The 23,053-nt window shown below is 71.3% G+C and carries 21 protein-coding genes; 10 read left to right on the plus strand and 11 right to left on the minus strand.

Features of this window, described 5'->3' with window-relative positions; translation table 11 throughout:
• Positions 1–17: 17 nt before the first annotated feature.
• The 3 genes from otsB to ACLHRZ_RS38800 are packed head-to-tail and all read right to left on the minus strand — an operon-like array spanning position 18 to position 2,470.
• On the minus strand, positions 18–878 hold the full coding sequence (gene otsB / locus ACLHRZ_RS38790) for a trehalose-phosphatase (protein ID WP_490423284.1): 861 nt from the start codon (positions 876–878) through the stop codon (positions 18–20).
• Between the two features lie 59 nt (positions 879–937).
• The gene (locus tag ACLHRZ_RS38795) at positions 938–1,174 is read right to left on the minus strand and encodes a DUF3263 domain-containing protein (protein ID WP_490423285.1); all 237 of its coding nucleotides are present in this window, start codon (positions 1,172–1,174) and stop codon (positions 938–940) included.
• 18 nt (positions 1,175–1,192) lie between these two features.
• Complete coding sequence (locus ACLHRZ_RS38800; RefSeq protein WP_490423286.1) at positions 1,193–2,470, minus strand: extracellular solute-binding protein; 1,278 nt, start codon at positions 2,468–2,470, stop codon at positions 1,193–1,195.
• 157 nt (positions 2,471–2,627) lie between these two features.
• On the opposite strand from ACLHRZ_RS38800, the gene ACLHRZ_RS38805 reads away from it, so the two are divergent.
• The 5 genes from ACLHRZ_RS38805 (at position 2,628) to ACLHRZ_RS38825 (ending at position 7,900) form a co-directional block, all read left to right on the plus strand.
• Positions 2,628–3,530, plus strand: a complete 903-nt coding sequence (locus tag ACLHRZ_RS38805; RefSeq protein WP_490423287.1) for an SIS domain-containing protein — start codon at positions 2,628–2,630, stop codon at positions 3,528–3,530.
• A gap of 387 nt (positions 3,531–3,917) precedes the next feature.
• Positions 3,918–4,862 carry an ROK family protein gene (locus ACLHRZ_RS38810; protein ID WP_490423288.1) on the plus strand — a complete coding sequence of 315 codons (945 nt, stop codon included), beginning with the start codon at positions 3,918–3,920 and terminating at the stop codon, positions 4,860–4,862.
• Complete coding sequence (nagA, locus tag ACLHRZ_RS38815; protein ID WP_490423289.1) at positions 4,862–6,022, plus strand: N-acetylglucosamine-6-phosphate deacetylase; 1,161 nt, start codon at positions 4,862–4,864, stop codon at positions 6,020–6,022. The genes ACLHRZ_RS38810 and nagA overlap by 1 nt, the downstream gene beginning before the upstream one ends.
• A gap of 118 nt (positions 6,023–6,140) precedes the next feature.
• A complete protein-coding gene (locus ACLHRZ_RS38820; protein WP_490423290.1) occupies positions 6,141–7,073 on the plus strand; it encodes a 1-phosphofructokinase family hexose kinase in 933 nt (310 codons plus the stop codon).
• Positions 7,064–7,900 (plus strand): class II fructose-bisphosphate aldolase, encoded by an 837-nt coding sequence (locus ACLHRZ_RS38825; protein WP_490423291.1) that lies wholly within the window; start codon positions 7,064–7,066, stop codon positions 7,898–7,900. The genes ACLHRZ_RS38820 and ACLHRZ_RS38825 overlap by 10 nt, the downstream gene beginning before the upstream one ends.
• Here the strand turns inward: ACLHRZ_RS38825 and ACLHRZ_RS38830 are convergent.
• Together ACLHRZ_RS38830 and cdgB are read right to left on the minus strand one after the other, a co-directional pair.
• Positions 7,887–8,804 (minus strand): CBM35 domain-containing protein, encoded by a 918-nt coding sequence (locus ACLHRZ_RS38830; protein WP_490423292.1) that lies wholly within the window; start codon positions 8,802–8,804, stop codon positions 7,887–7,889. The genes ACLHRZ_RS38825 and ACLHRZ_RS38830 overlap by 14 nt on opposite strands.
• A 114-nt stretch (positions 8,805–8,918) precedes the next feature.
• A complete protein-coding gene (gene cdgB, locus ACLHRZ_RS38835; protein WP_490423293.1) occupies positions 8,919–10,667 on the minus strand; it encodes a diguanylate cyclase CdgB in 1,749 nt (582 codons plus the stop codon).
• Positions 10,668–10,968: 301 nt separating this feature from the next.
• On the opposite strand from cdgB, the gene ACLHRZ_RS38840 reads away from it, so the two are divergent.
• On the plus strand, positions 10,969–11,529 hold the full coding sequence (locus tag ACLHRZ_RS38840; RefSeq protein WP_490423294.1) for a flavin reductase family protein: 561 nt from the start codon (positions 10,969–10,971) through the stop codon (positions 11,527–11,529).
• Between the two features lie 31 nt (positions 11,530–11,560).
• On the opposite strand, the gene arfB is transcribed toward ACLHRZ_RS38840, so the two are convergent.
• Positions 11,561–11,998 (minus strand): alternative ribosome rescue aminoacyl-tRNA hydrolase ArfB, encoded by a 438-nt coding sequence (gene arfB / locus ACLHRZ_RS38845; RefSeq protein ID WP_490423295.1) that lies wholly within the window; start codon positions 11,996–11,998, stop codon positions 11,561–11,563.
• Between the two features lie 178 nt (positions 11,999–12,176).
• Here arfB and ACLHRZ_RS38850 point away from each other — a divergent pair, with 178 nt between their 5' ends.
• Positions 12,177–12,752, plus strand: coding sequence for a TerD family protein (locus tag ACLHRZ_RS38850; RefSeq protein ID WP_490423296.1), 576 nt, complete (start codon positions 12,177–12,179; stop codon positions 12,750–12,752).
• 62 nt (positions 12,753–12,814) lie between these two features.
• Here the strand turns inward: ACLHRZ_RS38850 and ACLHRZ_RS38855 are convergent, their stop codons facing one another.
• Together ACLHRZ_RS38855 and ACLHRZ_RS38860 are read right to left on the minus strand one after the other, a co-directional pair.
• Positions 12,815–13,675: a geranyl diphosphate 2-C-methyltransferase gene (locus ACLHRZ_RS38855; protein ID WP_490423297.1), complete on the minus strand. Its 861-nt coding sequence runs from the start codon at positions 13,673–13,675 to the stop codon at positions 12,815–12,817.
• A 58-nt stretch (positions 13,676–13,733) separates the two neighbouring features.
• Positions 13,734–15,164, minus strand: a complete 1,431-nt coding sequence (locus ACLHRZ_RS38860) for a family 2B encapsulin nanocompartment shell protein (RefSeq protein WP_490423298.1) — start codon at positions 15,162–15,164, stop codon at positions 13,734–13,736.
• Positions 15,165–15,539: 375 nt separating this feature from the next.
• Here ACLHRZ_RS38860 and ACLHRZ_RS38865 point away from each other — a divergent pair, with 375 nt between their 5' ends.
• Both ACLHRZ_RS38865 and ACLHRZ_RS38870 read left to right on the plus strand, forming a co-directional pair.
• Positions 15,540–16,739, plus strand: coding sequence for a family 2 encapsulin nanocompartment cargo protein terpene cyclase (locus ACLHRZ_RS38865; protein WP_490423299.1), 1,200 nt, complete (start codon positions 15,540–15,542; stop codon positions 16,737–16,739).
• Between the two features lie 188 nt (positions 16,740–16,927).
• The gene (locus ACLHRZ_RS38870) at positions 16,928–17,164 is read left to right on the plus strand and encodes a hypothetical protein (protein ID WP_490423300.1); all 237 of its coding nucleotides are present in this window, start codon (positions 16,928–16,930) and stop codon (positions 17,162–17,164) included.
• A 28-nt stretch (positions 17,165–17,192) separates the two neighbouring features.
• Here ACLHRZ_RS38870 and ACLHRZ_RS38875 read toward each other — a convergent pair whose 3' ends face one another.
• The 3 genes from ACLHRZ_RS38875 to ACLHRZ_RS38885 all read right to left on the minus strand — a co-directional run bounded on the left by ACLHRZ_RS38875 (position 17,193) and on the right by ACLHRZ_RS38885 (position 21,668).
• Positions 17,193–18,857: a protein kinase domain-containing protein gene (locus tag ACLHRZ_RS38875; protein ID WP_490423301.1), complete on the minus strand. Its 1,665-nt coding sequence runs from the start codon at positions 18,855–18,857 to the stop codon at positions 17,193–17,195.
• Between the two features lie 82 nt (positions 18,858–18,939).
• A complete protein-coding gene (locus ACLHRZ_RS38880; RefSeq protein WP_490423302.1) occupies positions 18,940–20,271 on the minus strand; it encodes an MFS transporter in 1,332 nt (443 codons plus the stop codon).
• The gene (locus ACLHRZ_RS38885) at positions 20,265–21,668 is read right to left on the minus strand and encodes a radical SAM protein (RefSeq protein WP_490423303.1); all 1,404 of its coding nucleotides are present in this window, start codon (positions 21,666–21,668) and stop codon (positions 20,265–20,267) included. The genes ACLHRZ_RS38880 and ACLHRZ_RS38885 overlap by 7 nt, the downstream gene beginning before the upstream one ends.
• Before the next feature lie 534 nt (positions 21,669–22,202).
• Here ACLHRZ_RS38885 and ACLHRZ_RS38890 point away from each other — a divergent pair.
• Positions 22,203–22,982 carry an ArsR/SmtB family transcription factor gene (locus ACLHRZ_RS38890; RefSeq protein WP_490423304.1) on the plus strand — a complete coding sequence of 260 codons (780 nt, stop codon included), beginning with the start codon at positions 22,203–22,205 and terminating at the stop codon, positions 22,980–22,982.
• The last annotated feature ends 71 nt before the right edge of the window (positions 22,983–23,053 follow it).

Here is a 23,053-nt window from a genome sequence, read left to right on the forward strand (position 1 = left end):
CCGGGCCAGGGCCCGAGTCAGGATCCCAGCCGCTCCGCGAGCGCCGTGAGCAGTTCCACGACCCCGCCGGGCCCGTCGACCACCAGGTCGGCGCGCCCGGCGAGTTCCGTCACCTCGGCGCTCCCGCTGCACACCAGCGTCCCCGGCAGCCCCTCCGCCCGCAGCTTCTCGACGGCTCCGAAGGCGGCGAGGTCGCCGAGGTCGTCGCCGGCGTAGAGCACGGACCCGGCGCCCGTCTCGCGGACGTAGTCGGCGAGGGCGACGCCCTTGTCCACGCCGGGCGGGCGCAGCTCCAGCACCAGGCGGCCCGGTTCGACGATCAGGCCGTGCCGCTCGGCCAGTTCGGCGAGCGGGGCACGCAGCGCCTCGAAGGCGGCCTGGGGGTCGGGGGCGCGGCGGGTGTGGACGGCGACGGCCCGGCCGCCCTTGTTCTCGATGTGCGCCGTCTCGATCCAGGTGCCCTGCCAGGCGCCGGACCGGTCGAGCACTCCGGGGAGCTCGGCCTGGACGGCCGCGATGCCGGGGTGCGGGGCGGGGGCGTGCACGGTGCCGGTCACGGCGTCCCAGCGCTCGGCGCCGTAGTGGCCGAGGACGACGAGGTGGTCCAGGCCGGGGACGCCGGCGAAGCCCCCGTAGCGGACGGCGACCCCGGCCGGGCGGCCGGTGATCACGGCGACCGAGCCCAGGTGCGGGGCGAGCCGGGCGAGGGCCGGCACGGCTCCGGGGTGGGCCCGGGCCCGTTCGGGGTCCGGCACGATCGGCGCGAGCGTGCCGTCGAAGTCGAGCGCGACGACCGCCCGTTCGGGCCGTGCCAGCAGTGCGGCCAGGCCGTCGCGGCCGGCGGACGTCACGGGATCCGGGAGGGGATGGCTGCCCATACGGCGACCCTACCGGTGCGCCCGCCTCCGGGGAGAGCGCTTTCCCCGCCTCGTACGGATCAGCGCCGCTCGCGCCGCGCGTCCCGCAGCCGGCGCAGCCGGTTGACGGTCACCGGGTCGTGCGCGAGCGCCCGCGGATCGTCGATGAGGGCGTTGACCAGCTGGTAGTAGCGGGCCGGGGTGAGCCCCAGCCGCTCCCGCACGGCACGTTCCTTGGCGCCCGGACCGGCCCAGGCCGTCCGCTCGATGGCGAGCACGGCCCGGTCCTGCTCGGAGAGCTCCTGCGCGTCGTCCACGGTCTCCAACGTAGCGCCCTAGCCGTCCGCGTTCTCCGTGGCGTCCGCCAGCCGCTGGATCTCGGACAGGACCGAGGCCGGGTCGCCGCCCTTGCGGACGGCCGTGCCGATCTTCTCCTTGATCGCCACGCTCACCTTGGCCCAGGAGACCTTGTCGGCGGGGTAGAACGAGGCGTCCTGGAGCTGCTCCAGGAACGGCCAGAGCTCGCCGTGCGCGCGGTCGTCGTGCATCGCGCCGGACGCGGCGGTGGTCACCGGCAGCAGGTTGTACTGGCCGGTGAAGGACAGCACGTTGTCGCGCGAGTAGACGAAGTCGAGGAACGGGCCGATGCGGTCGCGGTTGTTGTTCTGCTTGAACGCCATCATCCAGTCGGCGACGCCCATGGTGGAGCGGGCCTTGCCCTTGATGCCCGGCAGCGGCGTCATGTCGAAGTCGAGGCCCTTGGTCTTGGCCTGCTGGATCAGCGTGGGGTGACCGTTGAGCATGCCGACGTCGCCGGCCACGAAGGCGTCGAAGAGGTCCTGGCGGTTGGTGCGCCCGGGGTCGTTGGGGCCGACGAGGTCCTTGCCGACGAGCTCGTCGCGCAGCCACTCGAAGGCCTTGACGTTCTCGGCCGAGTCGATCGTGTAGCCGCCGTTCTTGTCGGTGTAACCGCCGCCGCCCGCGAGCATCCACATCATGGTCTCGGCCGGGGCCTCCTCGGGACCGAGGGGCAGACCGTAGGGGATCTTCACACCCGCGGCCTTGAGCTTGATCGCAGCGGCCTGCAGCTCGTCCCAGCTCTCCGGGGGCTTTGCGACACCGGCCTTGGCGAAGAGCTTCTTGTTGAAGAAGAGCAGTCGGGTACTGGCGACGAACGGCAGGCCGTACTGCACCCGGTGCACCTCGCCCGCGGCGGAGATCGAGGAGATGAAGTCCGCCTGCGTGGGTATGGAGAGCAGCTGGTCGGCCGGGTAGAGCTTGCCCGCGGCGGCGAAGTCGGCGTAGGCGCCGATCTGCGCGATGTCGGGCGCCTTGCCGGCCGCGACCATGTCGGCGACCTTCTTGTCGACCTCGGTCCAGCTGTAGACCTCGACGTCGATCTTGACGCCCTTGTTCTTCGACTCGTAGTCGCGAGCGAGGGAATCCCAGTATTTCTTGGAGCTGTTGTCCTTTTTGTCGCCGTAGTCCGCTGCGACGAGCTTGAGGTGTTTGCTCCCACCGGGACCCGAGCTGCCGCACGCCGTCAGCGCGGGCGCCAACGCCGCAGTGGCGGCACCCGCCGCCGTCAGACCCAAGAACCGCCGCCGCTGCACTACTGCTTCCCACCTTTGTGTGGATGGTGTGTGTTCGATGGAGACCGCGAGTCTCTCCCGCGCGCCACCTTACGGTCTAGCTCGACCGGGTCTCGCTTCGGTATCGCCCTTCCGCGAGGATCACACCCTGATCACACCCCTCAAGGAGGAGCAGCACATGACGCCGTCCTCTTCTACTCCCGTTTCCCGTACGGCCGTTGAGCTGGCGACACAGCCGGACTGCTGGCGCAGGGCCGCCGCGCGGATTGCTTTCTCGCCGGATCCCGGCGAACGGATCGCCGTGACCGGGTGCGGCACTTCGTGGTTCATGGCACAGGCGTACGCGGCGTTGCGCGAGTCCGCGGGGCAGGGGGAGACCGACGCGTTCGCGTCGTCGGAGTTCCCGTCCGGGCGGCGGTACGACCGACTTGTGGCGATTACCCGTTCGGGGACGACGACGGAGGTGCTGCGCCTGCTGGAGGCGGTACGCGGCCGGATCCCCACGGTGGCGATCACGGCGGACGCGGCGACGCCGGTGCGCGACGCCGCGGACGAGGTCGTGGCCCTGGACTGGGCGGACGAGCGGTCCATCGTCCAGACCCGCTTCGCGACGACGGCCCTGGCATACCTGCGCGCGGGCCTCGGCCTCGGCGAGGACGTGGCCGCCGCCGCGGCCGACGCGGAGGCGGCGGTGACCGCGGCGTTGCCTGCGGCGGCCCTGGAGGCCGAGCAGTGGACGTTCCTGGGGACGGGCTGGGCGTACGGCCTGGCGCAGGAGGCGGCGCTGAAGATGCGGGAGGCGGCGGGGGCGTGGACGGAGGCGTACCCGGCGATGGAGTACCGCCACGGCCCGGTGGCCGTGGCGGGGCCGGGGCGGGTGGTGTGGGCGTTCGGGCCGTTGCCGGACGGGCTGGCGGCCGATGTCGCGGCGACCGGGGCCACGCTGATCACTGCCGAGGGCGACCCGATGGCGGACCTGATCCGCGTCCACCGGCTCGCGGTGGCGGTGGCGGAACGGCGCGGACTGTCGCCGGACGCGCCACGGAACCTGACGCGGAGCGTGATCCTGCGGAGCTGCTGAGGGGACGGCCACCAGGCCGGTTCGGCACCGCCGGACTGCACCGTCGGGCGTCTCGCCGTTGCGGCGGATCCAAAGGGGGCGGGCCGCCCCTTTGACCGGCCGCAGTCGGCGAAAGGCAGCGGGCGCCACCCGGCATTGCGCCGTCCGGCCGCCAGGCCGGTTCGGTGCCGCCGGGCTCCAAAGGGGCGGCCCGCCCCCTTTGGATCCGCCGCAACGGTGCTCGGCCACGACGTGGGAACCCGGCGGTGCCGAACCCCGCTCAAGCCCCCTCGGCACCGCACCGGCACCGCCCCGGTGCCGGGCAATCGGGCGGGTGGGTGGGGGCAAACCGCGCCACCACGCCGAGTGGACTAGACCTTTCGTACCCACCCGCGCGAAACTGTCCCCGTGAAACACGTCATCGCGCTCGACGTGGGCGGCACCGCCATCAAGGCCGCCCTCGTCGGAGCGGACCACGTACTGCTGCACGAGACCCGGCGGCCCACCGGCCGCGACCAGGGCCCCGACGCAGTCGTGACCGGCATCCTCGACCTCGCAGCAGACCTCCGCGACCTCGGCGAGCGCCGCTACGGCGAGCCGGCGGCGGCCACCGGCATAGCGGTGCCCGGCATCGTCGACACCACCGCCGGCACGGCGGTCTACGCCGCCAACCTCGGCTGGCGCGACGTCCCCCTGCGCGCCCTCCTCGCCGACCGCGTCGGCGGCCCGGTGGCCCTCGGCCACGACGTGCGCACCGGCGGCCTCGCCGAGGGCCGCATCGGCGCCGGCCGCGGCGCCGACCGCTTCCTGTTCGTCCCCCTCGGCACCGGCATCGCCGGCGCCATCGGCATCGACGGCCGCGTCGAGGAGGGCGCGAACGGCTGCGCGGGCGAGATCGGCCACATCGCCGTCCGCCCCGGCCCCGGCGGCGAGCCGTGCGGCTGCGGCGCCCACGGCTGCCTGGAGACCGTCGCCTCGGCGAGCGCCGTCAGCCGCGCCTGGGCAGACGTCAGCGGCGACCCGCAGGCCGACGCCGCGGACTGCGCGAAGGCCGTCGCCGAGGGCGACCCCCGCGCGACGGCGGTCTGGGCCGAGGCCGTGAACGCCCTCGCGGACGGCCTCGTCATGGCCGTCACCCTGCTGGACCCCGGCACCCTGATCATCGGTGGCGGGCTGGCCGAGGCCGGGGAAACGTTGTTCGCACCGCTGCGCGCCGCGGTCGCGGAGCGCATCACGTTCCAGAAGCTCCCCCGCATCGTTCCGGCGGCCCTCGGGGACACCGCCGGCTGCCTGGGCGCGGGCCTGCTCGCCTGGGACCTCATCACTCAGCACGCCACGGAGGTATCCGCCTGATGGCCGAACGCACAGTTCTCACGGGAGCCAGGCTGGTCCTGCCCACGGGCGTGGCGGAGGGGACGGCCCTCGCGGTCGAGGGCGACCGCATCGCGGAGATCGCCCCGCAGACGGCGGGCGACCGGACCCTCGACCTGTCCGGTCACTGGATCGTCCCCGGCTTCGTGGACATCCACGTCCACGGCGGCGGCGGCGCGTCCTTCTCCGCGGGCAGCGCCGAGGAGGCGCTCACCGCGATCCGTACACACCGCGCGCACGGCACGACCACGATGGTCGCGTCCACCGTGACCGGCGACCTGGACGACCTGGCCCGGCAGGCCGCGGTCCTCTCCGAGCTCACCGAGCAGGGCGACCTGGCGGGCATCCACTTCGAGGGCCCGTTCATCTCCCCGCACCGCTGCGGCGCGCACCAGCCGGAGCTGCTGCGCGACCCGGACCCGTCGGACGTGCGCAAGCTCGTCGACGCGGCGCGCGGCGCGGCCCGGATGATGACGCTCGCGCCCGAACTGCCGGGCGGCCTGGAGTCCGTTCGTCTCCTCGCCGACCACGGCGTGATCGCGGCGGTCGGCCACACGGACTCCACGTACGAGGCGACGCTGGAGGCGATCGACGCGGGTGCGACCGTCGCCACGCACCTGTTCAACGCGATGCCCTCGCTGCTGCACCGCGCACCGGGCCCGATCGCCGCGCTGCTGGAGGACGAGCGGGTCACCGTCGAGCTGATCAACGACGGTACGCACCTGCACCCGTCCGTCCTGGAGCTGGCGTTCGCCCGCGCGGGCGCGGAGCGGGTCGCGTTCATCACGGACGCGATGGGTGCGGCGGGCATGAACGACGGCATGTACCCGCTCGGCCCGATGCGCGTCGAGGTCAAGGACGGCGTGGCCCGGATCGCCGACGGCCCGACGGCGGGTTCGATCGCCGGCTCGACGCTCACCCTCGACACCGCCTTCAAGCGCGCGGTGACGGTCGACCGGCTCCCGGTCGAGGACGCCGTGCAGGCCCTCTCCGCAAACCCCGCCCGTCTGCTGGGCGTTGCCGACCGGGTCGGCTCGCTGGAGCCGGGCAAGGACGCGGACCTGGCCGTGTTCGACGACGCGTACGAGCTCGTGGGCGTGATGCGCAAGGGCACTTGGGTGGTCACTCCCGAAGTGCGCTGAATATCACCCCACTTCGACAGCGGCGGCGGGCCCGGGGGACTGGGCCTGCCGCCGCTGTTTTGGCATGATCGCTCGCGCGATGTCGCACCGGTGCGAGAGATGCGAGAGAGAGGCGCCGATGATCCTCACGGTCACGCTCAACGCCGCGCTCGACCTGACCTACCGCGTCCCGCGTCTGCTCCCGCACGCCGACCACCGCGTCGCCCGGGCCGTCGAACGGCCGGGCGGCAAGGGCCTGAACGTCGCACGCGTGCTGGCCGCGCTGGGCCGCGACACGGTGGCCACCGGCTTCGCCGGCGGGGCGACGGGCGAGACCCTGCGGCGCCTCCTCGCGGAGACCGCGCCCGGCGTGACCGACGCCCTCGCCCCCATATCCGGGACCACGCGCCGCACGGTCGCCGTCGTCGACGAGTCGACGGGCGACACGACGCAGCTCAACGAGGCGGGCCCGGAGGTGGCCCAGGAGGAGTGGCTCGCCTTCGAGGAGCGCTACGTGCGGCTGCTGGCCGACGCGGAGGCGGTCGCGCTGTGCGGCAGCCTGCCGCCCGGGGTGCCGGTGGGGGCGTACGCGCACCTGGTGCGGCAGGCGCGGGCGCGGCAGGTGCCGGTGATCCTGGACACGAGCGGCGAACCGCTCCGCCGCGGCATCGCCGCCCGCCCCGACGCGGTCAAGCCGAACGCGGCCGAACTGGCCGCGCTCACCGGCTCGACGGCCCCCCTGGACGCGGCCCGCGACGCCCGCCGCCGCGGCGCCCATGCGGTGGCCGCGTCGCTGGGGGCGGACGGCATGGTGGCCGTCACCCCCGACGGCACGTGGCGCGCGAGCCCGCCCCGCCCGCTCCGGGGCAACCCGACGGGCGCGGGCGACGCGGCGGTCGCCGCCCTGCTCGCGGCCTGGCACCTGCCCTGGCCGGACCGCCTGGCGAGTGCGGTGGCCCTGTCGGCGGCGACGGTCCACGCCCCGGTGGCGGGCGAGTTCGACGCGGTCCTGTACGAGGAGTTACTGCCGAAGGTACGGGTCACGGAGGAAGGGACCACCGAATGCCGCTGATCCGCACCGCAGACCTCATGACCGCAGGCGGAGCCGTAACCGCCTTCAACGTCATCACCGTTGAACACGCCGAAGCCATCGCCGCGGGAGCCGAAGCGGCAGGCGCCCCCGCCATCCTCCAGATCTCCGAGAACGCCGTGAAGTTCCACGGCAACCGGCCGGCCCCCATCGCCACCGCCACCGCAGCCGTGGCCCGCGCCTCGACCGCGCGCCTCGCCCTGCACCTCGACCACGTCGAGAGCACGGACCTCCTCCACGCCGCCCACACGCACGACTTCAGCTCGGTCATGTTCGACGCGTCGAAGCTCCCCTACGCCGACAACGTCAAATCAACCGCCGCTGCGGCCCGTTGGGCCCACGAACGCGGCCTCTGGCTGGAAGCCGAACTGGGCCGCATCGGCGGCAAGGCGGGCGACGCCCACACCCCCGGCATCCGCACCGACCCCACCGAGGCGGCCGCCTACGTGGCGGAAACCGGCATCGACGCCCTGGCGGTGGCAGTGGGCAGCACCCACGCCATGACGACCCGCACGGCCGCCCTCGACCACGCCCTGATCACCGAACTCCGCACAGCACTCCCGGTCCCGCTGGTCCTCCACGGCTCCTCCGGCGTCCCGGACCGGGAACTCCGCCGCGCGGTGGCCGCAGGCATGACGAAGATCAACGTGGGCACAGCCCTCAACACGGCCTTCACCGGCGCGGTCCGCGCCTTCCTGGAGGCCCATCCGTCCACGGTCGACCCGCGCAGGTACCTGGCACCTGCGCGGGAAGCCATGGCGGAAACGGTTGCCCGTTTCCTTCAGGTCGTCAGCGTCAGCCCTGCGTGAGCCACACCTGGTCGAGGTGCGTATCGCACGAGTTCCCGGGTTCACACGAGAGCTTGAGGGTGTTGGTGCCCTTGTTCAGCTGCACGTTGACCCAGCTGGTGAACCACATGTCGCTGTAGTCACCCGGCTTCGCACCGTAGTTGTTCATCTTGATGGCGTTGTTCTTGTCGCCGTTCTGCCACACCGTGAGGTTGGCGTCCTTGCCCGGCACGCCGTAGCGCAGGTTCAGCCGGTACTGACCGGGCTCCTTGACGTCGACCGTCCACTCGACCGCCGCACCCGGCGCGTTCATGCCGGTGATGTACGTCCCGCCCTCGGCCTTGGCGCCCTTCTGCGTCTTCTCGGTGGTCGCACCACCGCTCAGCTTCAGGCTCGCCGCGTCGCGCGTCGTCTGCCCGTTGACCGAAGGGTTCTTGGGCTCGTCGCCCGACTTCTTCGAGTCGTCGCCCTTGCCCGAGCTGTCGCCCTTGCCGGACTTCTGCTCACTCGCCGAGTTCTGCTTGTCGTCCTGCGACGACGAGTTGTTCGTCAGCATCGCCACCCCGATGCCGCCCGCGACGACCGCCACCACCGCTATCGCCGCTATCAGCGGCCCCCGCCGCTTCGGCCGCGCCGGGGCGGCCGGCCCCGCCGCGTACCCCGTCGGGGGCTGGGGTGAGGCCCCGCCCGGGAGGGTCTCCGGGGCCGCGTAATGCGGGTGCGGCCGCTGCTGGGCGGCCGCGGGCTGGCCGTACTGGCGCGAGCCGACGGGGCGCACCTGGTTGTACGAGGTGCGGGGCACCCCGGGCTGGCGCGCGGCGGGCGCATCCGTGTCGGCCTCGCCGCCCTCAGAGCGGTAGAGGTAGCCGAACGGGTCTTCGTTCTCCGGCGTCCCGGTGCCGTTGCCGTTGTTGCCGGCCGTCATCCCCTGTCACTCCCCACATGGTGTGCCCATCGGCGCCCACGCTCGTACGCGCTCGGCGGCTGCGCCGCATCGGCGCAGCCTACCCCGAGCGGGCCCGATCACGCCGTACGCCACCTATCCTGCCCGCCGGCCGGCCTTCGCGCGGGACCGTTTCTCGATGTACATCCGCTGGTCGGCGGAGTGCAACACTTCGTCTGCGGACATCCCGCAGCCCGCCCAGCCGATGCCGAAGCTCGCCCCGACGCGCACCGCGCGCCCGTCGACCCTTATGGGCGGAACGATGGCGTTGCGCAACCGCACCGCGAGGTCCTCCGCGTCCGCGGGCCCCAGCCCGTCCGCGAGGACGACGAACTCGTCGCCGCCGAGCCGGGCGACCGTGTCGCCCTCGCGCACTCCGTTGCTCAGCCGCTGGGCCACCTCGATCAGGACGGCGTCGCCGGTGTGGTGCCCGTAGCGGTCGTTGATCGCCTTGAAGCCGTCGAGGTCGCAGAACAGGACGGCCAGGCCCCTGGCGTCGCCGTCGCCGCCCTCCACGCCGTCCTCGTCCGGCGCGAAGGTGTGCACGTGATGGTGATCGTGGTGGTGGGCGTAACCGCCGTGCGCGTAGCCCCCGTCGGCGTACTCGTCGGGGACGAAGTCCGGCGCGTAGTCCGGTGCCGTGTCCGAGCCGAAGCCGTGCCCGTACGGTGCGGTGCCCGCGACGCTCTCGACCTCGGCGAAGCCGTCGAGACAGCCGTACGGCGCGACGTCCGCCGCGGCGTGCGTCTCGCTGCCCGGCGGTCTCCCGCACAGCCGGGAGCTGAGCCGGGCGCGCAGTTCGGCGCTGTTGGGCAGGCCGGTCAGCGAGTCGTGGCTGGCGCGGTGGGCGAGTTGCAGCTCGTGCCGCTTGCGCTCCTCGATGTCCTCGACGTGCGTCAGCAGGAAGCGCGGCCCGTCGGCGGCGTCGGCGACCACCGAGTTGCGCAGCGACACCCACACGTACGTCCCGTCGCGCCGGGCCAGGCGCAGCTCGGCGCGGCCGCCCTCGGCGGAGGTGCGGAGCAGGGTGCCTATGTCCTCGGGGTGGACGAGGTCGGAGAAGGAGTACCGCCGCATCTGGGAGGCGGAGCGGCCGAGCAGCCGGCACAGGGCGTCGTTGGTGCGGTGCAGCCGCCCGTGCTGGTCGCCGCCGAGCTCGGCGATGGCCATGCCGCTGGGCGCGTACTCGAAGGCCTGCCGGAAGCTCTCCTCGCTGGCGCGCAGGGCCTGCTGCTCGCGTTCGAGACGGACCAGGGCGCGCTGCATATTTGCGCGTAGACGAGCGTTGCTGATCGCAATGGCGGCTTGTGATGCGTACATCTGGAGCGCCTCGCGGCCCCAGGCGCCCGGGCGCCGCCCGCTGCGCGGCTTGTCCACCGAGATGACGCCCAGGAGCTCGCCCCCGGAGGGCCCCGTCGTGTACATCGGGGCGAAGAGGCGGTCCATGGGGTGCCACTCGTCGGCGAACCGCGGGGCGGGCCCGGCGGTGTGCCACTGGGGGACGTCGTCCTCGTCGAGGACCCACCCCTCGGTGTACGGGATGAACCGCAGTTCGCCCCACTGGTCGCCCATGGTCAGCCGCCGCTCCCACGACACGCGGGAGCCGACCCGGCCCGACATCAGCGCCTCCGCGCTGGCGCTCCCGGCCACCGCGGCCACCACCAGATCCCCGTCCGGCCGGACGAGGTTGACGGCTGCGAGCTCGTACCCGAGCCCGGCGACGATGCCGTCCGCGACCGTCTGCAAGGTGTCCGCGAGGCTTCGCGCGGTGTTCAGTTCCGCGACTGCCTGATGCACCTGTCGCAAGGTGGCCAGGCGGACATATGGCTCCGACTCGGTCTCCATAGCTCGCTCTCCCCCGAGACCTAAACAGCAACTCCAGGCTTCTTTGTCGTCCGCTTACCACGGCCACTGAATCACAGCGAGCTGACCGCTCGGTACACAGGGTCAACAATTAGCGCTTCATGTGACTCATGTCACAAGCGTGGGGGCCATCCGGGCACTGGCGTTCGGAGATTCCTTGTGCCACGCGAACGCCTTACGAACGCAAATCCGCGACGATACGGGAAATGACAGCGGCCTAGGACCAGAGCCTGGTCCCCCAGCCCGATGCGCCCCTCGGGGAAAGGCGGCTAGCGTGCACACCGTGTTGCAGACGACCTCCGCCACCCCGCCCGCAGCGTCCGGCATAGCTCATCCTGAAGGAGTGAGCGCCGACGAATTCCGTGCCGCCCTCGCCCGCCTCGCCGCCGGCGTGGTGCTGGTGACCGCGCACGACCCCGAAGACGGCCCGCGCGGCGAGGACGTCGGCATGACGGCGACGGCCTTCCTGTCCGTCTCCCTGGAGCCGCCGCTGGTCATGGTCAGCGTGCGCAACGACTCCCGGATGGACGACCTGCTGGCCCGCCAGCCCCTGTGGGCGGTCTCCGTACTGGCCGAGGGTCAGCGGCAGGTGGCGGCACGTTTCGCCATGAAGGGCCGCATCAGCGACCGGCTGCTGTTCGCGGACGTCCCGCACGGGCACGGCGGGACGACCGGCGCCCCGCTGATCGACGGAGCGCTGTCGGTGCTGGAGTGCCGCACGGAGCAGCGCGTGCCGGCCGGGGACCACACGCTCGTCATCGGCCGCGTCCTCACGGCGGCGGCACCGAGCACGGACGCCGGACCGCTGACGTACTTCCGGGGCCGCTACCGCCAACTGGGCTGATACCGCCAACTGGGCCGAGAGACCCGGGCGGTCACCAATCCCGCCCGGTACGCCCCCGTTTGGTATCGCTGCGCTGCTTCTTCTCGCGCAGCCGCCGCTCGTTGATACCGCGCGGGATCTTCGTGGCCCGGCGCTGCCTGGGCGGCGGCGCGGACGCCTCGGCGAGCAGGGAGGCCAGCCGGACGGCGGCGGTCTCGCGGTTGCGCCACTGCGAACGGTGCTCGGAGGCGCGTACGACGACCACGCCCCCGTCGACGAGCCGGCCGGCGAGCCGCTCCAGCGCCCGCTCCTTCCACGCCTGCGGCAGCGCGTTCGTGCGCGCGAGGTCGAAGCGCAGCTCCACCTGACTGTCACTGGTGTTGACGTGCTGCCCGCCCGGCCCCGAGGACCGCGAGAAACGCCACATGAGCTCGGCCTCCGGGAGGGAGACGGAGCCGCGGATGACGTAGGGACCGGACATGTGTCCCATGATTCCGCACGATCCGCCGCACCGTCACATCGTTTTGCACCAGGACCGCCAGGACCGCCAGGGCCATGACTGGGCAAAGAAAGTAAAGAAACTCCGGAACCCCATCGCCCTCACCGAGCGTTCTCCCGGATGACGACCTCGTCGATCTCGATCTGCTCGATCTGAAGGGACCCATCCCATGGCTGTAAGCCTGTCCAAGGGCGGCAACGTCTCCCTCACCAAGGAGGCCCCGGGCCTGACGGCCGTCACGGTCGGCCTCGGCTGGGACGTCCGCACCACCACGGGAACGGACTTCGACCTCGACGCGAGCGCCATCGCCGTGAACGCGGGCGGCCGCGTCTACTCGGACGCGCACTTCATCTTCTTCAACAACAAGTCCACCCCGGACCAGTCCATCGTCCACACCGGCGACAACACGACGGGCGCGGGCGAGGGCGACGACGAGCAGATCAACGTCAACCTGGCCGCCCTCCCGGCCGACGTCGACAAGATCGTCTTCCCGGTCTCCATCTACGACGCCGAGACGCGCGCGCAGAACTTCGGCCAGGTGCGCAACGCGTACATCCGCATCGTCAACCAGGCCGGCGGCCAGGAGATAGCCCGCTACGACCTCAGCGAGGACGCGGCGACGGAGACGGCGATGGTCTTCGGCGAGCTGTACCGCAACGGCGCGGAGTGGAAGTTCCGCGCGGTGGGCCAGGGTTACGCGTCGGGCCTGGTGGGCATCGCGCGCGACTTCGGCGTCAACGTCTGACGCTCTGACGTGAACGAGAGGGGCGCCCCCGGCTCCGGGGCGCCCCGTCCGGTCGGTTGCGGTCAGACCCGGTCGGCCGCGATGAGGAGGTAGTGGAAGCTGCCCTCCTTGTAGGCGGTGAGGAAGGGGTCCTCGACGCCGGTGGCCAGGGAGGACTGGGCGCGCAGTTCCCAGTAGGGGATGGTCGCGGGCGTCAGGTCCACCACGTTCATGGGGACGAGGCCGTTGGCGGCCATCGCCTTGAAGTAGGCGCTGCGGGGGTGGATGTTGCAGGTGTAGTGCTCGTCGATGCGGCTGACGGCCTTGGAGCGGCCGCCGGTGACGTCGTTGTAGCAGCCGGTGATGACGACGTAGCGGCCGCCGAAGGCGAGCTGGCGGGCGTGTTCGGCGAAGAGCTGGAAGAGGTCCACATACATCGTGGACTCGTTGTTCCAGATGCCCTGGAAGGCACCCGTCGGCAGGCCGGTGTCCAGCATGTTGCGGAAGTGGTAGCGGACCGTCTCGTCCACACCGCGCTTGCGGGCCTGGCCGTTGGCGAAGTCCACCTGGGCCTGGGAGATGGAGACGCCGTCGACCCGGCAGCCGAAGCGGGCATTGGCCATGATGCTGCTCCCGCCACGGCCGCAGCCCGCGTCGAGGAGGCGGTCGGTGGGGGCCACGGGGCCCAGGTGGTCCAGCAGGACGTCCGCCTGGGCCGATTCGAGGCGATGCAGTTCCTCGACGATGCGGGCGCCACGGGTCTCCTTGGGGCCCTCCAGGACGGACGGGTCGTAGTCACCGAGGCCGTAGTGGTGGTGGTAGAGGCCGTCGACATCACCCAGACGCAGATTGACCGGGTCCTTCTCGCTGTTCCAGTAGTCGGCCACCGACTGCTGGTAGGCCGTGCGCAGAACCTGGGCAGGGGCTTCCGGGGTCGTGGTCATGCGGGGGTACTCCTTAACGTTCTCAACGTTCCGATGTGTCGAACAGGCGGTGCACGGCTCAGGCGTCGGCGGCGCGGGCGACCTCGACGTTCTCCAGGACACCGAGCGCATCGGGCACGAGGACGGCCGCCGAGTAGTACGTGCTGACCAGATAGGACATGACGGCCTGGTCGTTGATGCCCATGAACCGGACGTTCAGACCGGCCTCGTACTCGTCCGGGATGCCGGTCTGCCGCAGTCCGACCACGCCCTCGGCGTCCTCGCCGGTGCGCATCGCCAGGATCGAGGTGGTGCCGTGCTCCGAGACCTGCAGCTTGCCCAGCGAGTAGATCGGCACACCGCGCCAGGCGGGGAGGCGGTGGCCGTTGACGTCCACGTCGCCGAGGATGAGCCCGCGCTTGTTGCACTCGCGGCCGAAAGCGGCGATCGCCTTCGGGTGGGCGAAGAACGCCTTGGTCTGGCGGCGCATGCTCAGCAGTTCGTCGAAGTCGTCCGGAGTGGGCGGGCCGGAGTGGGTGGAGATGCGCTGAGCGTGGTCGGCGTTGTGCAGCAGTCCGAACTCGCGGTTGTTGACGAGCTCGTGCTCCTGGCGCTCGCGCAGCGCCTCTATGGTCAGCCGCAGCTGCTGCTCGATCTGGTTCATCGGGTCGTTGTAGAGGTCGGCGACCCGGGTGTGCACCTTCAGGACCGTCTGCGCCACGCTCAGCTCGTACTCGCGCGGTGCGAGTTCGTAGTCGACGAACGTGCCCGGCAGGAGGGGCTCCCCGGAGTGGCCGGCGGACAGGGCGATGTCCGCCTCGCCGCGCTTGTTCTGCGGGAGGTCCCCTTCGGCCTGGCGGCGCCGTACGTGCTCGCGCAGCGGCTCGCTCTGCCCGGCCACCTCCTCGTACGCCCGGCGGGGCAGCACGAGCACCGTGCACGCGGTCATCGCCCGCGCGGTGAACTCCCACGCGCCGGGCTCCTCCGACACCGTCTGGCCGCCGAAGAACCCGCCGTCGGCGAGCACCCCGAGCCGCGCCTCGTCCCCGTACTTCCCGGTACCGGTCTTCTCCACCTTGCCGTGCGCGATCAGCACGACCTGGTCCGCCGGCTGCCCGGCCTGCACCAGGACCTGGCCCGGCTCGTACTCCCGCTGCTCGAACCGTCCGGCCAGTGCCCGCAGCACCTCCGGATCGTCGAAGCCGCGCAGCAGCGGCAGTTCGCCCAGCTCTGCGGGGATGACCGTGACCGTGGACCCCTCCTGGACGAACGTCACCCGCCCGTCGCCGACCGTGTAGACCAACCGCCGGTTGACCCGGTACGTACCGCCCTTGACCTCCACCCAGGGAAGCGTCCGCAGCAGCCAGCGCGAGCTGATGTTCTGCATCTGCGGAACGGTCTTGGTGGTGGTCGCGAGATTGCGGGCGGCCGCTACCCCGAGGCTCAACTGGGCTCGCCCTGCGTTCGCTTCATTCTGCTCAGGCTGCTCGGGCGTCACTGCAGTCGTCATCCCTGTGCCCTTCCAAAACGTGACGGGGAGGCATGTCGTGGACATCGGCCGCGGCGGACCGGCCTGCCGCAGGCGATGCGAGCCGCAAGTGAAGCAGCGCGTAACGATGTTGGTCGAGAGTGGCGGAACGCAGCCCGTGCGTTTGCGCCACCGGCTGCAGAGCACGGATGCCGAGTTCAGGGGTCTCCGGGGTCCCCCGACGACGGGAACGATCGCTCCTCAGTACGGCCGGAATCCGGCGAACCGGCCCGGGATATCCGGCACAGTGCTGGGAAGAAACGGATGCGGGAAGGCGCCCTTGCGCCGACTCCGCGGGGCGGGCACGGTGGTCACGCGTGTGCCAGACGTACGGAGCTGTGGACGGAGTTGTTGCGGATGAAGGCGCCAATCCCCGGCACGACCGATGCCTCCGAGGCCGTTGCCGAAGCCCTTCCTCGGGTGGTGCGCCTGCTGTCCGGGCCGTCCGGGATCGGGACGAACTCCCTGCGCCTCACGCCGGACTTGACGCCGGAGACGGCACTCCCGGAGTTGCCCGAGCTGCCCGAGCTGCCGGACGAGGCAGAGCCGTCGGCATCGGGACCAACCCTGCAGCCGTCGTCCTCTGAGCGGATCGAGGGCCTCTACTGCCCGCCGGCCGTACGGGACGACCGCGCGCTGGCCGACGAGGTCAACGCCCGGATCGTCGAGTGGGCCGAGAAGGAAGTGGGGCTCTACCCGGACACCGAACTGAGGGAGAAGCTCGTCGGCTTCGACCCGGGACGGTCGGTGGTCCTGTGCCACCCGGACGCGCCGAGCATCGACCACCTCATGGCCGCCGCCCGTCTCTACGTCGGCGAGAACGCCGTGGACGACTACTTCTGCGAAGCGGAGTACGGCGGCAGCGCGGACCGCCGCGGCGCGGCCCTGGCCGTCGCCCAGTCCGCGATCGACCCCTCGCACAACACCCCGCGCTACGAGGCCGACTGGCGTGCCGGCGTCGAATCCCACCCGGCCCTGCGCTCCATGCGGTCGGCCATGGACCACTTCTACGCCCTGGCCACCCCGGCCCAGGCACACCGCTTCCGGCACGACATCGCCAACCTCTACCTCGGGTACGGCGCCGAGGGCGACTGCATCAGCCAGCACCGCACCCCGCCGGTGTGGGAGTACCTGGTGCAGCGGCAGTTCAACGGGTTCCGCCCGTGCCTCACCCTCACCGACTCGGTCGGCGGCTACGAGCTCCCCGCCCACCTCTTCGCGGAACCGGCCGTACAGCGTGCCGTCGCGCTGTCCTCCAACGCCTCGACGATCTGCAACGACCTCTACTCGCTGCGCAAGGAGCAGGCGAGCGGGCGGTTCCACTACAGCCTGCCCACCGTGATCGCCGCGGAGGAGGACTGCTCCATCCACGACGCCTTCCAGAAGGCGATCGAGGTGCACAACGAGATCGTCCACCTCTTCGAGGAACAGGCCGCCGCCCTCTCCGCCACCAACCCCCTGATCGCCCGCTTCGTGACCGGCCTCCACAACTGGATGACCGGCAACCACGAGTGGCACGCCGGAAACGTCGGGACGCGGTACGCGACGTCGCCCTGAGGGGGCGCCCCTGCGACTCAGGGGCGCCCCGGCTCTCACTTCACCGGCGTGAGGCACCACTTCTGGTTGTCGCCGCCGTTGGCGGCCTGTCCGCACGGACCGCGTCCGGGATCCGCCGGATCGAGCGCACCCGCACCTACCTGGAACCGGGGCAGACGGTCGCGGCGGTGCGGCTGTGGAAGGAACATGTGCAGCTTCCCAAGCGCCGGTTGTGGCTGGACTGGGAATGGGGCGACGAACTGCACTGGGACTGCTGCGGCAATCCCTTCCACGCCAGGGACCTCCTGGAGGACATGGTGAATGCCCTCCCGGCCCGCAGCGCGGCCGAGCTGCGCAGGCTGGTCGAGCGGCTCGACGCGCCGGCCGGGCCCCAGGACGTGCCGCGCCGGATACCGCCGGCGGTGCCGCCGTGGAATGTGCGGTGACCACGCGGCAAGAGCCGCCGATCCGCCCTCACCCCGACGCGCCCCGCCGCCGCACCTGCATGGCCGTGAGGCGCCCCACCACCGCGGTGGCGAAGCCGGCGGCCGCGATCATCAGCAGGTTGTCGATGAGGTCGGGGAGGAGCAGCAGCCTCGACTCGGCCGGGTCGTCGGAGTCGTACCAGTTGTACAGGCCGGAGAAGCTGAACAGCCCGAAGAGCAGCTCGATCACCCAGAAGACCCACCAGGCGTTCAGGAATCCGCGGGGTACGCGCCGCGCGCTGCCACCGTTCGGGTCGCTGGCGGCCCATATGTCGTCCGTGATGAGCTTCGGTATCCAGAGGCTTGCGACGGGCGTGAACCAGCCCCAGAGCGCCCAGCCGCGACGGTAGCGATGGCGGCCGGATGCGAAGGCCTCGGCGTTGATGCGGATCCGCCAGAACCAGAGCAGCCACATCACGGCCGTGGGCACCATGACCAGCGCCTTGAGGTCCTGCAGCCATGCGAACAGGTCCTTGTTCCGGTCGACTTGGGCGTCGGACAGTTCGGATCCTGCGTCGACGGCCCTGGTCAGCGTGCGGAACATGTCGACCTGGAAACCCAGGTGCACGATCATCAGCAGTCCCAGGACCACCAGCAGCGCCTGGAGCGCGAGGGCCATGCCTCGGGGGGACTCGGTCACGACGACGTCCTCGCGCGGAGCGACGGCCGGCTCCGGCAGCGGCGGCGGTCCGAAGGCGCCGGCGGGGGCCGCTGCCGCGTCCGGCACCGTGGCGGACGGCACCGCGGCGGGGACCGGCGACTCCGCGTCCAGCAGTTGCGCCGCGTGCCGTCCGAGACCCGCGAGGACCTCGCCGGGCAGCCAGGGGCCGGCGGCCGGTGCGTGCTGCCGCGTGAAGGCGACCAGTTCGGTGACGTCCGGCCGGCCTGCGGGGTCCTTGGCCAGGCAGCACACGATCACGTCCCGGAGGGGGCCCTCGGCGAGGCCCGTCAGATCCGGCTCCTCCTCGGCGACCCGGAACATCAGCGCGTGCAGCCCGCTGTCCGGCGTCCCGAAGGGCAGCCGCCCCGTGGCCGCGAACGCGAGAACCGCGCCGTAGCAGAAGACGTCCGACGCCGCGGTGACGCGCTCGCCGCGCACCTGCTCGGGCGACATGAAGCCGGGTGAGCCGAGCACCGCGCCCGTCTGTGTGAGGACGCGGCCGTCCGGCACCGGGTGCAGGGCACGGGCGATGCCGAAGTCGATGACGCGCGGGCCGTCGACGGTGACCAGGACGTTGGAGGGCTTCAGGTCGCGGTGGACCAGCCCCGCGGCGTGGATCTCCTGCAGCGCCAGCGCCAGACCGTGCGCGAGGGTGCGCACGGAGTGCTGCGGCAGCGGCCCGTAGTCCTCGCCCACCACCATGTGCAGGGACGGCCCGGCGACGTAGCCGGTGGCGACCCATGGCACCGCGGCCTCGGTGTCGGCGTCCAGCACGGGCGCCGTACAGGCCCCGCCGACCTTCCGCGCCGCCTCGACCTCCAGGCGGAACCGGCGGCGGAACTCGGGCTCGTGCGCGACCTCCGGCCGGATCACCTTCACGGCCACCGTTCGCCCGCCCTCCGACCGAGCGAGGAAGACCTGGCCCATGCCGCCCTCTCCCAGCTTCCGCAGTACCCGGTACCGGCCGACCCACTGCGGTTCCCCTGGCGACATTCCGCCCATCGAGCCCGATTTCCTCTCCTGATCCCTGTCGCGTCTGCGGAGAGAGCATAAAGAGGCGGGGCGTTGACGACTGTCAGGGCACCGTCGAACTCTCCGCCGGCGCGGCCGGTGCCGCGGCCGGTGGGGAAGGCCGGCGAAAGGCCGCGAAGGAATAGAGCCCGGCAGCCACCGTGAAGACTCCGCCGGCCAGGAAGACGATGTCGATCCGGCCGAAGTCCATGCCCGCCCAGTGCCCGTGGAATCCGTCCAGCAGCGTGCCCGCAATCACGCCCGACAGGGCAACGGAGATCAGCGAGGCGAGTTGGGAGATCGGGTCGAAGACCGCCATGACCCGGCCCAGATGGTCGCGTGGTGTCTCCTGGAGGATCAGCGGGGAGCTGACCGTGTTCAGCGCGCCGAGCGCCAGACCGAAGAGGACGGAGACGATCAGGGCGGCCGGGATGTCGGTCGTACGTGAATAGCCGATCAGCAGGAGGCCGAAGAGCAGCAGGCTGATCCTGAACACCCGGGTGTGCCCGGCCCGGTCGCCCAGCCGTCCACTGAGCAGGGCCCCGCCGATCGTCCCGGCGCCGAAGACGGCTTCGAGCGTCCCGTACCAGCTCGGCGAGGCGTGCAGGTTTTCCGGGACGAAGTACACCTCCAACGTGTTCAGTGCGCCCGTTCCCACCGTGGTGAGCACGGCTGCGGTCAGAATGGCCCGGAGCGTGCGGCTGCCCGCCAACAGACGCACGGCGCCCAGGAATTCGTATCGCGTCGGACGCCTTCCCTGTTGTTGTGCCGTCCCGCCGCTCTCCGTGTGGCGGGACGGCACGACGTACCGCACCCGTCGGATCGCCAAGTACGACACCAGGAACGAGAGCGTGTCGAAGGCGAGCATCCAGCGCACCCCGAGAGTGAACACGAGCGGCGCGGCCGCCATCGGCCCGACGATCGTGGCCAGTGCCGCGGCCGTCTGCGTGTAACTGAACGCACGGCCATGCTGCTCGGGCGGCACCACATCGCTGATCGCGACGAACCGCGACAGGCGGAAGAAAGGGGCCGCCGCATAGATCAGCGCCTCGGCGGCGCCGATGCACAGCAGCAGCGCCAGAGGCGGAACGTATCCGGAGGGCAGGAAGGCCAGTACGGTCACCAGGCCGATGACAGCGGCCCGGAAGAGTTCGGAGCGCAGCATGGTCCGCCGCTTGTCCCACCGGTCGACCAGGGCGCCGGCGACCGGTGCGACGAGGATGGGGACGACGGACACGGCCACCGCCAGCGCAGCCGTGACGCTCGGCGCATACGGCTTGCCGCGCAGGAGGTCGGTGCTCGCCCACAGCAGCACGGCGGTACCGCAGGCGTAGTCGCCGACCAGCGAGAGGGCTTGCCCGAACCACAGGAGCGTGAAGTTCCTGTTGATCAACATGGCGCGGGCGTGAGCCCGTTCATCTCGGCCACGAGATCGAAGCGCTCCTGGAGCGTGAACTTGTACGGCGGGCAGGGCGTATTGCCCTCACGCCACTGTTTGGGGCAGGCGCCGCCGCAGACCGGGAAGAAGTAGCAGGTGTGACACGGTGTCTCGCCCGCGGCGACGGCGTCGTGCCAGTCGTCGAAGGGGCCGAGCGGGCGGATCGCATGGACGGGAAGCGTCTCGATCGGGCCGAGCCCGCCGGTCGCCTCTTCTTGCGGTACCAGCGGGTATTCCGAGCAGGAGAACATCGCCCCGCTGCTGCTGTGGATCTCCACGGACTGCGAGACGGCAGCGCACAGCACGTGCTCCGGTTCTGTCGGCAGTGCCACGAAATGCAGTCCGAGTCCGTGCATGCGGCGCATCCACTCGACTTCCTGCCGTGCGTAGTGACGCCGGTCGAGCTCTATGCGCGATACGTCGTTGCCCCAGGAGTAGACCGGGGCGAGGTTGAAGAAGACCCGGCCGTCGCCGAACCCGAGTTCCGCCATGGTGTCCAGGTACTCGGCCACCCAGTCCGCGTTGGCCACATCGATGTTGGTGCGGAGGACGAAACCCACATCGGCGAGGACGTCGTCCTGCAGGGCCTCCAGCAGAACGCGGGTGATGCGGTCGAACGACCTGCGCCCGTTGCGCAGCGGCCGGTGGGCGTCGTGGATGCGAGCCGGACCGTCCAAGGTGACGTCGTATCTGGTCACCTGACATTCCTGGCGCAGAACGCGCAGCTTCTCGGGCGTGAGGAGCGTGCCGTTGGTGACCATGCGCGAGACGTATCCGACGCCCCTGTCGTGCGCTGCCGCGGTGAAACGGGCGCTCAGGTCCCGGATCATCGGGTAGCCGATCATCGGTTCCGCGCCGAACCAGCTCACCGTCACCGTGCGCGTGGTCTTCCTCCCGATCCCCGCCAGCACGCGGCGGGCGACGGCGTCCCGGTGCCGTCCGGAGAGCCGGCCACGCGTGTGCTGCTGGCCGCAGTAGGAGCAGCCCATGTTGCAGTAGGTCGTGGGCAACAGCACGTAGCGCGGGCTGCTGAGATCGGCGCTGGCCGTACGCTGGCGGTCCAGAACCGTGTCCAGTTCCTCCTGTCCGCCCGTGACGACGGCCTCGATCTCCCGGAGCCCGTCGAGCAGTTCGGGGTCGATTCCTTCGAGCGACCCCTGGGCCAGCCGCAGGCCGGCCTCCTCGGGTACGGCGACCATCGAGCCGGTGCGCGTCGCGTAGACCATGCGTACGCGCTGCCGGCCGGCATGGAGATAGGCCCGGTCGCTGACCCGGACGTAGTCGCTCACCCGCTCCTGCGGGATGGGCGGGATGGGTAAGACGGGACCGGTGAGCTCGGTGTCCCTTGCAGGCATCGCTGACATGGATCTCCCCGCCGACGTGAGTGCCGTGTGACGGCCCCGCGCGGTGCGGGGCCGTCACACGGCGTGCTGAGCTGATGGACGAATCAACAACCGTTTCCGCAGACGCCGTTCTTCTCCGGCGGCAGAACCGGCACACCGGCTGTGGGAGTGGCCGTCGACAGCTTGATCACGGGATTCCCCTCTCTCGTCGACTCGCTCGAGCCGTCGGGTCGCCCCATGGTGGCGAGACGGTGTCGTGCGCGCCAGCTGTTCGATGCTGCGCCTAATAGTCGCGAAACCGTCGCCCTTGACTGTCGTGTTCGTCGCACTATCGTGCGTCTGAGGTCGGCTGGACCACGGGGGGAACGGTGCTCGAACTTCACTTCGGCGTTGCCGACATGGCGAGAGTCCGGTTCGGCATCTCGCCCATGGACCATGTGCTCAGCGGTGCCGCACGGGCGGAGCACCGCTACTTTCGGCGCCTCGGCCAACCGTGATCTCTGGTGGCGCCAGGAGAGACGGCATGTGCCTCTCCGGGCCGCCCCTGTGTTCGAGCTGGTCAACGCCAGTTTCAAAGGTGTTCCGGACTTCCTCCGGGAGGCCTCCGGCCAGCGGCTCACCGATGAACTCGACATCCTCCTCGCTGTTCCGGATGCCGCGTTCTACGGACCGGATCAGGAACTGCCCTCCATCGTGGCGGAGTTGTGCGGCGCAGGCACTCGCGAGCTGCGGCGGTTCGCCGACGGTGTCTGGGCGCTGTTCCGGGCCTGCATCGCCCCGCACTGGCCCGACATCCAGCGTCACCTGCAGACCGACATCGCGCATCGCGCACGGACCGCGTCCGAAGCCGGCGTCGGCACCGTGCTGAGCCAGCTGCATCCGCAGCTCACCTGGCACGAAGAAGGCGTCCTCCGGTACGCCGGGCCCACGTGGGACGCCACCGTCTGCTTGGGCGGACGCGGGCTCGACCTGCGGCCCAACTACTTCCTCCAGAGCGGAGTCATGGCCATTCCGGCCGAGCATCGTCCGACCGCACTGGGTTACCCGATGGCTGCGCGGCCGCCCGCATACGCCTCGGCCCGGCTGACGGACGGGCTCGCCTCATTGATCGGCTCGGCCCGGGCCAGGGCCCTGCGGGCGATCGGGCAGGGCTCCTGCACGACCGGCCAGTTGGCCGAACGCCTCCGTATCACCTCGCCGTCCGCCTCCTCCCACGCGACCGCGCTGCGCGTAGCAGGCGCGATCACCACCGAGCGTGAGGGGCGGCAAGTTCGCCATGCGCTCACGGCACTTGGGCGTGACTTGTTGCACAGCAACCCTGGCTAGGCGCTCCACGGGGAGGGCAGTGTGTTGGCTGCGGGTGCGTTGCGGCTTGTCGCGCCCACGCGGCGGAGCCG

It is taken from the genome of Streptomyces sp. AM25 (assembly GCF_058146165.1).

Coding starts and splice junctions, on each gene's coding strand:
- otsB (WP_490423284.1), bottom strand. CDS start 878: ATGGGCAGCCATCCCCTCCCGGATCCCGTGACGTCCGCCGGCCGCGAC.
- ACLHRZ_RS38805 (WP_490423287.1), top strand. CDS start 2,628: ATGACGCCGTCCTCTTCTACTCCCGTTTCCCGTACGGCCGTTGAGCTG.
- nagA (WP_490423289.1), top strand. CDS start 4,862: ATGGCCGAACGCACAGTTCTCACGGGAGCCAGGCTGGTCCTGCCCACG.
- ACLHRZ_RS38820 (WP_490423290.1), top strand. CDS start 6,141: ATGATCCTCACGGTCACGCTCAACGCCGCGCTCGACCTGACCTACCGC.
- ACLHRZ_RS38825 (WP_490423291.1), top strand. CDS start 7,064: ATGCCGCTGATCCGCACCGCAGACCTCATGACCGCAGGCGGAGCCGTA.
- ACLHRZ_RS38830 (WP_490423292.1), bottom strand. CDS start 8,804: ATGACGGCCGGCAACAACGGCAACGGCACCGGGACGCCGGAGAACGAA.
- cdgB (WP_490423293.1), bottom strand. CDS start 10,667: ATGGAGACCGAGTCGGAGCCATATGTCCGCCTGGCCACCTTGCGACAG.
- arfB (WP_490423295.1), bottom strand. CDS start 11,998: ATGGGACACATGTCCGGTCCCTACGTCATCCGCGGCTCCGTCTCCCTC.
- ACLHRZ_RS38850 (WP_490423296.1), top strand. CDS start 12,177: ATGGCTGTAAGCCTGTCCAAGGGCGGCAACGTCTCCCTCACCAAGGAG.
- ACLHRZ_RS38855 (WP_490423297.1), bottom strand. CDS start 13,675: ATGACCACGACCCCGGAAGCCCCTGCCCAGGTTCTGCGCACGGCCTAC.
- ACLHRZ_RS38860 (WP_490423298.1), bottom strand. CDS start 15,164: ATGACGACTGCAGTGACGCCCGAGCAGCCTGAGCAGAATGAAGCGAAC.
- ACLHRZ_RS38865 (WP_490423299.1), top strand. CDS start 15,540: ATGAAGGCGCCAATCCCCGGCACGACCGATGCCTCCGAGGCCGTTGCC.
- ACLHRZ_RS38875 (WP_490423301.1), bottom strand. CDS start 18,857: ATGTCGCCAGGGGAACCGCAGTGGGTCGGCCGGTACCGGGTACTGCGG.
- ACLHRZ_RS38880 (WP_490423302.1), bottom strand. CDS start 20,271: ATGTTGATCAACAGGAACTTCACGCTCCTGTGGTTCGGGCAAGCCCTC.
- ACLHRZ_RS38885 (WP_490423303.1), bottom strand. CDS start 21,668: ATGCCTGCAAGGGACACCGAGCTCACCGGTCCCGTCTTACCCATCCCG.